Raw genomic sequence first — 11,982 nt, forward strand, 5'->3', positions numbered from 1 at the left:
TCCTTGGATGCCATAGGTCTTCTGAGCTTGTTTATATGTCAACTCACCTTTTTCTACCTGGGATACTACTGCCAATTTAAAGCCTAAGTTGTAATCCTTCTGTGTCCGTTTAACTGCTTTGTTTGTTGATGATTTCATAAATAAGTCGATTTGTTGTCAACTTATTTCAGGACGGGTCAATCTGAATAAAAAAAGCCATTTTTGAGACCCTTCAAAAATGGCTTTTTTTATGACTGGTTTTATATAGAAGATTGAGCTGTTCTAATCCTTCTAATAGTCTCTTCTTTTCCAATTGCAGCCGCAATCTCAAAGACATCGGGACCCTGCATTGCACCTACCAGCGAAAGCCTGAAAGGTTGCATCACATTTCCAAACCCAATACCTTCAGAAGTGATCCAGGATTTCACCTGCTCCTGAACATTCTCGGCTGTAAATTCTTCTGTCTCCTGTAGTTTTGAGATCAAAGTGTTCATTAAGTCCGGAGTATCTTCTTTCCATGCCTTTTTTACTGCCTTCTCATCAAAGTTTTCGGGTGCCTTGAAGAAGTAGCTACCCATTTCCCAGAAGTCCTTTAAAAAGGTCGCCCTTTCCTTAAGCATGCTTATGATCTTTTCCACGTAAGAGGCTGGAAACTCCAGACCTTTTTGTTTAAGAAGCTGCTGAAAATCTGAAGCTAATTTGTCATTTTTCGCACCCTGCATGTAGTGATGCTGAAACCATTTAGTTTTCTCAGGATCGAATTTCGATCCCCCTTTGGAAACATGTTCCAGGCTAAATGCAGCCGTTAGTTCCTCCAGGGAATATATTTCCTTTTCAGTACCGCCACCGGCATTCCAGCCAAGTAAGGCCAGCATATTTACAACTGCTTCCGGAAAATAACCCTCTTCGCGATATCCCGTAGAGACATCGCCGGTTTTTGGATCCTTCCACTCCATAGGAAAGACCGGAAAGCCCATTTTATCGCCATCGCGCTTACTTAATTTCCCTTTTCCCTGGGGCTTAAGTATAAGCGGAAGGTGAGCAAATTTTGGCGCTTTCCAATCAAATGCACGATACAACAACACGTGAAGGGCCAATGATGGAAGCCATTCTTCCCCACGAATCACGTGTGTAATTTTCATAAGATGGTCGTCAACAATGTTAGCAAGATGATAAGTTGGCATTCCATCGCTCTTGAAAAGGACTTTGTCATCGAGAATTTTTGTTTCTATTGTCATCTCTCCGCGAATCTCATCCTTTAGTTGAAGGGATTCATCTTCGGGAGTTTTAAAACGGATCACATATGGTTCTCCCGCTTCAATTTTCTGCTTTACTTCGGCTTCTGGCAGGGCAAGGGAGTTTTTCAGCTTTTGCCTGTTATGCCAGTTGTAAATAAATGTTTTTCCTTTTGCTTCGTGATCCTGCCTGTGAGCATCAAGTTCATCTGTAGTATCAAAAGCGTAATAAGCATTTCCAGATGCAATAAGCATATCAGCATATTCCCGGTAAAGCTGTTTGCGTTCACTTTGCCTGTAAGGACCCGCATCGCCTTCCTTACCTGGGCCCTCATCAAAAGGTATATTACACCAGTTGAGGGCGTCGACAATATATTTTTCTGCACCTTCCACATAACGTGCCTGGTCTGTATCTTCAATCCTTAGAATGAAATCTCCTCCATGTTTTTTGGCGAACAAGTAATTGAACAGTGCTGTTCGTACTCCTCCTATATGTAGTGGCCCTGTGGGGCTGGGTGCAAACCTCACCCTTACTTTTTCTGTAGACATAATGCTGATTTTATTGCGCAAAGATAAAGGTTTCTTTAGGTTCTCGAAATGGAATGGAAAAGGCAGGGCTTGAAGGGCCTTGTCAAAATTAATCGTATTTTTAGAAGATCGAAATTAGGGGAGGGGACATGGATAATTTTCAGATCTTACGGCGAAAACTCGAGGCTTTTATCAGAAAATTCTATTTGAATGAGCTGCTAAAGGGAGTTATATTTTTTATAGCCATTGGTCTCCTTTATTTTCTTTTCACACTTTTATTAGAATACTTTCTATGGCTGGGCTCTACTGGCCGAACAATTCTTTTCTGGAGTTTTATCGCGGTCGAAACTTTCCTTTTCGGAAGGTTTCTTGTTTATCCTTTACTAAAGCTTTTCCGCATTTCTAAGGGAATAGATTTTACTGAAGCCTCCCGAATCATTGGGCGTCATTTTCCTGAAGTGAGTGATAAATTACTCAATCTTTTACAGCTTAGTAATAACAGTAAAAGAACAGATCTTTTGATCGCATCCATAGAGCAAAAATCTCAGGAGCTTCGTCCTGTGCCATTTTCGACGGCTGTAGATTTCAGGAAGAACCTGCCTTATCTTAAATACGCTGCGATTCCTGTTGTGATCATTCTAATTGTCGCCATATCGGGCCGACTAGATATTTTTTCAGGAAGCTACGAGCGCGTTGTCAATTACAAAACGGCTTATGAACCACCAGCACCATTCAGTTTCCAGGTACATAACACCACCCTCAAGGTTCAGGAGAATGAGGACTTGACGATACAGGTGAGTACCAGTGGACGGGTAGTTCCCCAGGACGTCTCGGTTCATTATAATGGAGAAACTTATTATATGAACAAGATTTCTCCGGGAAGTTTTGTGTACAGTTTCGAACCTGCACGTGAATCCTTTGAATTTTCTCTGTCTGCCAATAATGTGGATTCCCGGAAATATGAAGTTGAGGTAATAAAGGTTCCAAAAATGCGGAATTTAAGGATGATCCTTGAGTATCCAGCTCATACCTTTTTAGGAGGAGAAACTATCGAAGGAACCGGGAACGCTACTGTCCCTGAAGGAACACAGATCCACTGGGAACTTCAGACTTCAGCTACAGAACGCGTGGCAATGAAACAACCAGATACACTCTTATTATTCAAAAGGGAGGGAGAGACCTTTAAATTGCAACAGCAGGTTAAGAGTATGCTGGTTTATGAAATAAGTACCTCAAATAATCAGGTTCAACATTTTGAAAGACTGAATTACCAGATAAGAACAGTGGCCGATGAGTTACCAGAGCTAATTCTTGAAAATCAGCTTGATTCCGTCGACGGGAGAAATCATTACTTCTATGGAAAAGTCACTGATGATTACGGAATTCGAGCCGTTAGGATGATAATAGAAGCAATGGATAGTGCTGAAGATCAAAAGATTATTCCTATTGCCTTCGGAAAGGGTAATGTAGGCGAATTTGTGAGCAGCTTTCCCGATACACTCGATCTACAGAAGGGTATGGATTATCAGTTTTTCTTTGAAGTTATTGATAATGATGCACTTAACGGATATAAAAGAGTGAGAAGTCAGCTCTTTACCTATAGAGAAAGGACGGAAGCAGAGGAGAAGCAACAAAGATTGCAGGAACAGCGAGAGGCTATTAATGGCATGGATGGCTCGCTTGAGGAGATGAAGCTGTCAGAAAAGGAACTGGAGGAGCTTTCCAGGCTAAAGAAGGAAAAAGAGAAATTAAATTATAACGACCGAAAGAGACTGGAAAATTTCCTGGATCGACAAAAGCAACAGAATAAGCTGATGGAAAATTTCACCGAGAAGCTGAAAAGGAATCTGCAGGAGGAAAGCTCCCCACAAAATGAGGAGTTCAAAGAGGAACTTGAAAAGCGGTTATCGAACCGGGAGGAGGAAATTCAGGAGAATGAAAAATTGCTAGAGGAGCTGGAGAAATATTCAGAAAAAATTCAGGAGGAAGGACTCAGGGAAAAACTCGAAGAGCTTTCTAAAAATTCAAGAAATCAGGAAAGGAGCCTGGAGCAACTTCTTGAGTTAACGAAGAAGTATTACGTGCAGGAAAAGGCGGCACAATTGTCGCGAGAATTGGATGAGCTGGGGAAGAAACAGGAAGAAATGGCAGGAGCAGAGGAGAAGACCGGAGATAAGGTCGAGGAAGAGCAAAAGGCGATATCTGATGAGACCGAGAAAGTATTTGAAGAATTAGAAAGGCTTCAGGAAGAAAATGAAGGTCTTAAGAAGCCACAGGATATTCCTTTTAATCCTGAGGAGCAGGAAGAGGTGAAGTCACAGCAGGAAAAAGCTGAAAAGGAGCTGGAGCAGGAGAATAAAGAGGGTGCTAAGAAACACCAGCAGAAGGCGGGCGAGAAGCTACAGGAAATGGCGCAGAAAATGCAGCAGCAAATGCAGCAAGGAGGAATGGAACAAATGCAAGAGGACGCAAGCATGTTAAGACAAATTCTGGATAATCTGGTAACCTTTTCCTTTGGCCAGGAAGATCTTATGGAAGAGTTTAAAAAATTGGGAGGAAACAACAGTAGATTTCCGGGAAAATTAAGGAGACAGGATCAGTTAAGAGAGAATTTTAGGCATGTAGATGACAGTTTGTATGCTCTTGCGATGCGTAATGAGATGATTAGCGAGAAGATCGCTAAGGAATTAATTGACGTGGAGTATAACCTGGAACAGGTTCTTGAACGTCTAGGGCAGGGAGACATAAGAGCAGGCATAGGGAGTCAGCAGTATGTTGTGACAGGAGCTAACGATCTGGCCTACTTACTTAGCCGGATCCTGGGAAGCATGGAAGATATGTTAAGTGGGGCCTCAGGTTCTGGCAAAGGGAAGGGACAGGGAGGCGGTAAGGGCGATCAGCTGCCCGACATTATCAAGAAACAAGGAGAGCTTAATGAACAAATGATGCAGGAGCTGGAGCAGGGAAAAGGAAGGCAGGAAGAAAGAGGAGGTCAAGGGGAAGGTCTTAATGGGGAAAAGGAAAGTGAGGCCTTGTTCAGGATCTTTCAGGAACAGCAAATGTTGAGGCGAGCACTTGAAGAGGAGCTAAAGAAAGAAGGAATGGACCCTGCTGGCAATGGGGTGAAACGGGAGATGGAACAGATAGAAAAGAAACTGCTTGAAAAGGGTTTTGATCCTCAAACTCTTCAAAGAATGCAGAGGCTGGAACATCGGCTACTGGAACTGGAAGAAGCTCAGAAACAGCAGGGACAAAAACCGGAACGGGAATCAAGCACTAGTAAGGATTCCTTTGAAAATGAGACTAAGGCTGCCAAAGAACGGATTAAAGAATATTTTAACACCACTGAGATTTTAAATAGACAAAGCTTACCTTTGCGGCCAATTTACAAATCAAAAGTAAAGGAGTATTTTGAACGAAGAGATAATTAATTTTTACTCAGAGAACGAGTTTGAATTGGAGAACCCAGCTACCTATGAAAATTGGGTAAAGAGGGTAATAGCTTCCGAGGGTAAGAAGACGGGAGAAATAAGTTTTATCTTTTGTGATGATGATTATTTGCTGGAGATCAATAAAAAATATCTGGATCACGATACCTATACAGACATTATAAGTTTCGATAACACGGTTGGAAACATCCTGAATGGAGATATTTTTATTAGCACCCAAAGGGTGAGTGAAAATGCTGAGACATATCATGTATCTGGTGAAGAGGAATTGAGGCGCGTGATCATACATGGGGTTTTACATTTATGTGGATACCACGACAAGACCTCAGATGAGGCACAGGAAATGAGAGTAAAAGAGGAAGAAAAAATGAAAATGTTCCACGTGGAACAATAGAAGGAAAATTTATGTTTCAAGATCAATATGATGTAATTGTTGTAGGTGCAGGTCACGCCGGGAGCGAAGCTGCAGCTGCAGCTGCAAACATGGGTTGCAGTACCTTGCTGGTAACCATGAATCTTCAGAATATTGCACAGATGAGCTGTAACCCTGCAATGGGTGGAATTGCAAAAGGACAGATCGTACGAGAGATTGATGCTCTTGGCGGGTATAGCGGACTTGTGAGTGATACCAGTGCGATTCAGTTTAAGATGCTGAATAAATCTAAAGGACCTGCCATGTGGAGTCCCAGAGTGCAAAGTGATCGTATGTTGTTTGCTGAACATTGGCGTCTTCGGCTGGAAGCGACACCTAATCTTGACTTTTACCAGGAAATGGTTTCAGGCCTATTGATCGAAAACGGAAAGGTTGTGGGAGTAAGAACCTCACTAGGAATTGAAGTGAAAGGGAAGAGCGTAATCCTCACAAATGGAACTTTTTTGAATGGTCTCATTCATATAGGAGATAAACAATTTGGTGGGGGCAGGGCGGGAGAGAGAGCTGCCACAGGAATTACCGAGGAACTCGTTAATTTAGGTTTTGAAGCCGGAAGAATGAAAACCGGAACCCCGCCGCGAGTAGATGGCAGATCACTTGATTACTCAAAAATGTCTGAGCAACCTGGTGATGAACTTCCCTCTAAATTCTCTTATCTTGACGAAACACAACCTTTAAAAAAGCAGCGTTCCTGCTGGATGTCTTATACCTCTCCCGAGGTGCATGAATTACTAAAAGAAGGTTTCGACAGATCACCAATGTTCAACGGGCGAATTAAAAGTCTTGGTCCAAGATACTGCCCTTCAATCGAAGATAAGATCAACAGGTTTGCTGATAAGGACAGGCATCAGTTATTTATAGAACCTGAGGGTTGGAATACAGTTGAAATGTATATTAATGGGTTCTCAACTTCCCTTCCCGAAGATGTTCAGTTTAGAGCATTACGGTCTGTTGCAGGTTTTGAAAATGTAAAGTTTTTCAGACCGGGATATGCTATAGAATACGATTATTTTCCGCCTACACAATTAAAGCATACGCTTGAAACAAAACTTGTAGATGGTTTGTATTTCGCCGGACAAATCAATGGAACAACTGGTTATGAAGAAGCAGGATCACAAGGCTTAATGGCCGGAATAAATGCCGCATTAAAAGTTCAGGAGCGGGAGGAATTTGTGTTGCAAAGAAGTGAGGCATATATTGGAGTATTGATAGACGATCTTATTACAAAGGGGACAGAGGAGCCGTATCGCATGTTCACTTCCCGAGCAGAATACAGGACGTTATTAAGGCAAGATAATGCCGACTTCCGATTAACAGAAAAGTCTTTTGCCATAGGCTTGGCTTCTGAAGCCAGGTTGCGAAAAATGGAAGAAAAGAAATCCAAATCTTATGCTTTTGTAGAATACCTGAAGGAAACTAGCGTGGCACCCGAAGAAGCAAATAAGGTTCTGGAAGCTAATAATTCGGCAGCCATGAAACAAAGCGATAAGATATTTAAGGTCTTTTCCAGACCGAATATTGCGATGCAAGATGTGCGGTCCTTTTCTGGAGTTGAGGAGTACATTAAGGCCCATGAGCTCAATGAGGAAATTCTCGAACAGACCGAAATTCAGGTGAAATATTCGGGATATATTGAGAAGGAAAAGAACAATGCCGATAAACTTCACCGGCTCGAGGGTATAAAAATTCCTAAAGAATTTGATTACTCAAAGATAAAATCCATGTCTTATGAGGCAAGGGAAAAACTGAAGAAGGTGCAACCCACGTCGGTGTCCCAGGCTTCGAGAATTAGTGGAGTAAGTCCAAATGATATTTCTGTCCTGTTGGTTTATATGGGCAGGTAAATATATAATAGTTCCACGTGGAACATTATTCTAAATCTTCTATGTTTCCTACCGAAATTTTAAAAGAACCTTTTCTTATTTGTAAAGACCACACGGTAAGCGGAGAGCAATTCGAATTGAGGAAAGCAGAAAAACTGGATTTATTTGTGACCTTTCCAAGACCGGAAGAAGACAAACTGTCCTCATATTACAAAAGCGAAAAATACATTTCTCATACCGATTCGAAAAGTACTTTTTTTGACAGGATCTATCAGCTGGTAAAATCTTCTATGCTTAAAAAGAAGTTAGTCTGGATAGAAAAAGAAGTCCCGAAAAAGGGAAATATTCTGGACCTTGGAGCCGGGACCGGTGATTTCTTGCTGGCTGCAAAAAAAAGAGGATGGGAAGTTTTTGGCGTAGAACCTGACAACGGTGCAAGAAAACTTGCTGCTGAAAAAGGCGTCGATCTGCTAAAAGAATCAGAAGCACTACCCAATGAATTTTTTGATGTGATAAGCATGTGGCATGTATTGGAACATGTGCCCGATCTGGATAAACAGATAAGTGAACTTCAAAGGCTCTTAAAGCCAGATGGCCTGTTGTTGATCGCAGTTCCTAACTTTAAGAGCTATGATGCTAAAGTTTATAAAGAGAATTGGGCGGCCTATGATGTTCCCAGGCATCTTTATCATTTTTCTCCTCAATCTATGAGAGAGCTCTTTGAAAAGAAGAATTTTTCGCTTACCTCTCAAAAAGGGCTTTTTTTCGACTCCTTCTATGTAAGTCTGTTATCGGAAAAATATCGTTCTGCTGCTACAAACGTTGTTAAGGCCTTAATGATTGGATTCATATCAAACCTTCGAGCTATGAAGGATGAAAACTACTCTTCTCTCGCATATTTCTTTAGAAAATCTCAAAAAGGCAATTTTTAGCCGTTTTTAGCTGCTTTAGAAGCTTAGAGCATATCAGGGTGACATTTTTATTTTTTCGGCGTTAAAAACACCTTTTTAAAGGCTAAATTTCATAGAGGACGCTGATAGTTGCTATGAAATTGTATTTAAAATGCCTATAACATAGAAATTTTGGATTTTGAGGAATCAATTCAAATGCTTTCTTAATTTTGCTGCGAACAATTAAAATTTGAAAATGAAAAAATTAATACTGGTTTTAGCGCTTGGAATATTTGTCACTTCTTGTGATAAAAACAAAATGGCTTATGTTGACACTACTGTTCTCATTCAGGAGTATTCTGAAATGAAAGAAGTGGAAGCCGATTTTTCTCAGAGATCAGAAGACCTGAAAAGAGAACTGGATTCTGCAGCACAAGGATTTCAGCAGGAAGTAATTGCTTTCAGAGAAAACATGGCAACTATGTCTGAAGCCGAAAGACAGGCAGCACAGGAAGAACTAATGCAAAAACAGCAAATTCTTCAGCAACAACAACAAATGAGAAGCGGACAACTAAGACAGGAGGGAGATGTGGTTATTGATTCTCTGATCACCAAAGTAAAGGATTTCGTTAAGGTCTATGGAGAAGAGAATGGATATACCTACATCTTTGGTTCAAATGAGTCTGCTAATATTATGTATGCAGAGGAAGGCCTGGATATTACTCAGGAGATCCTTGAAGAATTGAACGCAGGTAAGGAAACGGAGATCACTTCTGAAGAAGTTGAATAAATTTTCTTGTAATAGAATTAAAAAGGGTTCCGGATGGAACCCTTTTTTTATATGGTAATTAGAAATATTCCGAAGATCACCACGATAAAATATCCAACAATAGTGAAGGCCCCGGCATAATCCTTTGCAACACGTTGACCAAATAACAGCATGAGCAGTGTTACTCCAGCCAGGAGCAAAGACCAAAGAGCAAGAGTTGAATCATTATTCAGCCAAAGGGTAAAGATACCAGCCAGCGCAAGTATTCCTGTTATTACTTCCAGCACAAGAATTATCCCCAGAAGAAGGGAAACCATTCCTCCCATGAAGGTGCCTTTAAAGTGGCCGGTAAGCCAGCTGTAATTTCCTTTCCAATCCATAAGTTTATCTACTCCCGATTGTAAAAAGGTAATGAGAGTGAATATCAGAATAAAGTAGATTGGTGCGTTACTCATAAAATTTTCCATTTATTTCTTTAGTTTTTATGAATGAGTCGGGTGAGTTTTATAGATAGATCGGTCAGAATTATCTTTGCATTTCCGTTTCTTTCAATGTGGTAAACGGCGTCTTCCAATTCCCGTGTGATCCCCAGAATATTATTGCCAGTAATGAAGGGAGCGAATTTTTCCAGCTTAAAGCCTTTGGTTTGAGGCTCCATAAAAACCAGCTTCTCTGCCTTATAATTGTATAAAAGTGCCTGCCTGAAGAAATCAATGCAGTAAAGCAGAAATTTTTTCTGAGATTCTCTTCCTGTTCCTGCAATTTTTTCACTCCAACTGAGGAGTTCGGCCAGAGCGGCTTTGTTTCCCTTTGCTTTAAAAGCGGTCCTCACCCAGGAAACAAACCATTCTTCAAATTGTTCATCTCCGGCATTATGTTTAAGAATATGCAGGGCATTAGTGTAATTGCCGTTTGCACGATGAGCAATGGTCATGGCCTGGGCCGGGTCACAACGTTCCCTTTGCACAAGGCCTTCGGCTATTACAGCTTCATTTAAAGGTGGGAAATGAATAGTTTGACAGCGGGAACGTATGGTTTGAATAATGTTTTCCTCTTCTTCGGTAATGAGTAGGAACAGGGTTTTTTGTGGCGGCTCCTCAATAAGCTTTAAAAGCTTGTTGGCGCAGGAATCGTTCATTTTTTCGGCCATCCATATGACCATGATCTTATAACCTCCTTCGTAAGCCTTGAGAGAAAGAGACTTTACAATATCCTGTGCTTCATCAACCCCTATTTTTCCTTGTTTGTTCTCAATTCCTAATCTCTGATACCAGTCAAAAAGGCTTCCGTAAGGATCTTCTGCTACAAACTGGCGCCATTCTTCGCTAAAATGAGTCGAAACCGCATTTTTCTTGACTTTATCATTATTTGCTACTGGAAAAGCAAAATGGAGATCGGGATGTGCCAGTTTATTCATTTTCAGATTACAGGCAGGATTACCAGAATCATTTTCAGAACCCGTGTTTCTGCAAAGAACATATTGTGCATAAGCAATAGCCATGGGCAGCGTTCCACTTCCTGCTGAGCCTACAAATAACTGCGCATGAGGAATCCTGCCGTTATTGGCGGTGGTAGTGAGATGGTTCTTGATATGTGGAAGGCCTAATACTTCAGAAAATAGCATAAGCAAAGATATAATTTCTGTTCACTTTCATATCTTAGGGAAAAATTTATTTAAGACAAAAATCTTCAGAATGAAAACTATAAACGACTATAATTTTAAGAATAAAAAAGCTCTTGTAAGGGTAGATTTTAATGTGCCTCTAAATGAACAGCAGGAGGTGGGTGATACCAGCCGAATTGAGGGAGCAAAACCCACTGTTGATAAGATCCTGAAAGATGGAGGAAGTGTAATCCTGATGTCTCACCTGGGCAGACCTAAAGGGGTAGACCAGAAGAATTCTATGCGACACATTGTGTCCAAAGCTTCAGAAATTCTTGGGGTGAAGGTGAAATTTGTCGATGACAGTGCAGGAGAAAAGGCGCAACAGGCGGCCAAAGATCTTCAACCCGGCGAGGTGCTGCTTTTAGAGAACCTAAGATTCAATGCAGAAGAAGAAAAAGGTGACGAGAAATTTTCGAAAAAACTGGCGACACTGGGAGATATCTACGTCAATGATGCTTTTGGGACTGCACACCGGGCTCACGCCTCCACTACCATAGTTGCTAACTATTTTGAAGATAAATGTCTTGGTACCTTATTGGCAAAAGAAATCGAGAGCCTGGAAAAAGTTTTAGGAAATTCTGAAAAACCTGTTACTGCTGTACTGGGCGGCGCTAAAGTGTCAACCAAGATCACAGTGATTGAAAATATTTTTGACAAGATCGATCATCTCATCATTGGAGGTGGAATGACCTATACTTTTACAAAAGCCCAGGGTGGACATATAGGGAACTCTCTTGTTGAAGATGACAAGCTGGAGTTAGCGCTCGAGATCCTGAGAAAAGCTGAAGAGAAGGGCGTAAAAATTCACCTCCCGGTGGATTCTGTAGTGGCCGATTCTTTTTCGGAAGATGCGAATACCAGGATCGTGGCTGTCAATGAAATTCCAGAAGATTGGATGGGGCTGGATATTGGTCCACAAACAGTGAAAAAGTATGGAGAAGTACTAGAGAATTCTAAGACCATCTTATGGAATGGACCCATGGGAGTTTTTGAAATGCCGGCTTTTTCAAAAGGTACTATTGCAATAGGAGAGTATATTGCAGCAGCGACTCAAAAAGGAGCATTCTCACTGGTAGGTGGCGGAGATTCTGTTGCAGCGGTCAAACAATTTGGCCTGGAAGACAAGGTAAGTTATGTTTCCACCGGGGGTGGAGCCATGTTAGAAATGCTTGAAGGAAAGAGTTTGCCCGGAATTGAGGCTCTAAAATAG

The 11,982-nt window shown here is 41.3% G+C and carries 9 protein-coding genes and 1 pseudogene; 6 read left to right on the top strand and 4 right to left on the bottom strand.

The window, feature by feature from the left end:
* A pseudogene (locus HC175_RS03510) lies at positions 1-138 on the bottom strand (IS3 family transposase); the annotation flags it as partial.
* A gap of 101 nt (positions 139-239) precedes the next feature.
* On the bottom strand, positions 240-1,763 hold the full coding sequence (gene gltX, locus HC175_RS03515; protein WP_168137145.1) for a glutamate--tRNA ligase: 1,524 nt from the start codon (positions 1,761-1,763) through the stop codon (positions 240-242).
* A 128-nt stretch (positions 1,764-1,891) separates the two neighbouring features.
* Between gltX and HC175_RS03520 the strand changes: the two genes are divergently transcribed.
* From HC175_RS03520 to HC175_RS03540, 5 genes are all read left to right on the top strand, one after another.
* Positions 1,892-5,173 carry a hypothetical protein gene (locus tag HC175_RS03520; protein ID WP_168137146.1) on the top strand — a complete coding sequence of 1,094 codons (3,282 nt, stop codon included), beginning with the start codon at positions 1,892-1,894 and terminating at the stop codon, positions 5,171-5,173.
* The gene (ybeY, locus tag HC175_RS03525) at positions 5,166-5,585 is read left to right on the top strand and encodes an rRNA maturation RNase YbeY (protein WP_168137531.1); all 420 of its coding nucleotides are present in this window, start codon (positions 5,166-5,168) and stop codon (positions 5,583-5,585) included. Before HC175_RS03520 ends, ybeY begins: the two co-directional genes overlap by 8 nt.
* Positions 5,586-5,596: 11 nt before the next feature.
* Entirely contained in the window at positions 5,597-7,468 is a 1,872-nt protein-coding gene (gene mnmG, locus HC175_RS03530; RefSeq protein ID WP_168137147.1) for a tRNA uridine-5-carboxymethylaminomethyl(34) synthesis enzyme MnmG, read from the top strand.
* A 41-nt stretch (positions 7,469-7,509) separates the two neighbouring features.
* Positions 7,510-8,379, top strand: a complete 870-nt coding sequence (locus tag HC175_RS03535; RefSeq protein ID WP_168137148.1) for a class I SAM-dependent methyltransferase — start codon at positions 7,510-7,512, stop codon at positions 8,377-8,379.
* Positions 8,380-8,593: 214 nt separating this feature from the next.
* Positions 8,594-9,127, top strand: a complete 534-nt coding sequence (locus HC175_RS03540) for an OmpH/Skp family outer membrane protein (protein WP_168137149.1) — start codon at positions 8,594-8,596, stop codon at positions 9,125-9,127.
* 47 nt (positions 9,128-9,174) lie between these two features.
* On the opposite strand, the gene HC175_RS03545 is transcribed toward HC175_RS03540, so the two are convergent.
* Positions 9,175-9,561 carry a DoxX family protein gene (locus tag HC175_RS03545; protein ID WP_235942515.1) on the bottom strand — a complete coding sequence of 129 codons (387 nt, stop codon included), beginning with the start codon at positions 9,559-9,561 and terminating at the stop codon, positions 9,175-9,177.
* A 20-nt stretch (positions 9,562-9,581) separates the two neighbouring features.
* Positions 9,582-10,730, bottom strand: coding sequence for a DNA polymerase III subunit (locus tag HC175_RS03550; protein ID WP_168137151.1), 1,149 nt, complete (start codon positions 10,728-10,730; stop codon positions 9,582-9,584).
* 70 nt (positions 10,731-10,800) lie between these two features.
* Between HC175_RS03550 and HC175_RS03555 the strand changes: the two genes are divergently transcribed.
* Positions 10,801-11,982 (top strand): phosphoglycerate kinase, encoded by a 1,182-nt coding sequence (locus HC175_RS03555; protein ID WP_168137152.1) that lies wholly within the window; start codon positions 10,801-10,803, stop codon positions 11,980-11,982.

The sequence above is a fragment of the Salinimicrobium oceani genome (genome assembly GCF_012037645.1).

Bases quoted from the DNA above. Each gene is read 5' to 3' on its own strand.
- HC175_RS03545 (WP_235942515.1), bottom strand. From the start codon at position 9,561: ATGAGTAACGCACCAATCTACTTTATTCTGATATTCACTCTCATTACC.
- gltX (WP_168137145.1), bottom strand. From the start codon at position 1,763: ATGTCTACAGAAAAAGTAAGGGTGAGGTTTGCACCCAGCCCCACAGGG.
- HC175_RS03555 (WP_168137152.1), top strand. From the start codon at position 10,801: ATGAAAACTATAAACGACTATAATTTTAAGAATAAAAAAGCTCTTGTA.
- HC175_RS03550 (WP_168137151.1), bottom strand. From the start codon at position 10,730: ATGCTATTTTCTGAAGTATTAGGCCTTCCACATATCAAGAACCATCTC.
- HC175_RS03520 (WP_168137146.1), top strand. From the start codon at position 1,892: ATGGATAATTTTCAGATCTTACGGCGAAAACTCGAGGCTTTTATCAGA.
- mnmG (WP_168137147.1), top strand. From the start codon at position 5,597: ATGTTTCAAGATCAATATGATGTAATTGTTGTAGGTGCAGGTCACGCC.
- HC175_RS03540 (WP_168137149.1), top strand. From the start codon at position 8,594: ATGAAAAAATTAATACTGGTTTTAGCGCTTGGAATATTTGTCACTTCT.
- HC175_RS03535 (WP_168137148.1), top strand. From the start codon at position 7,510: ATGTTTCCTACCGAAATTTTAAAAGAACCTTTTCTTATTTGTAAAGAC.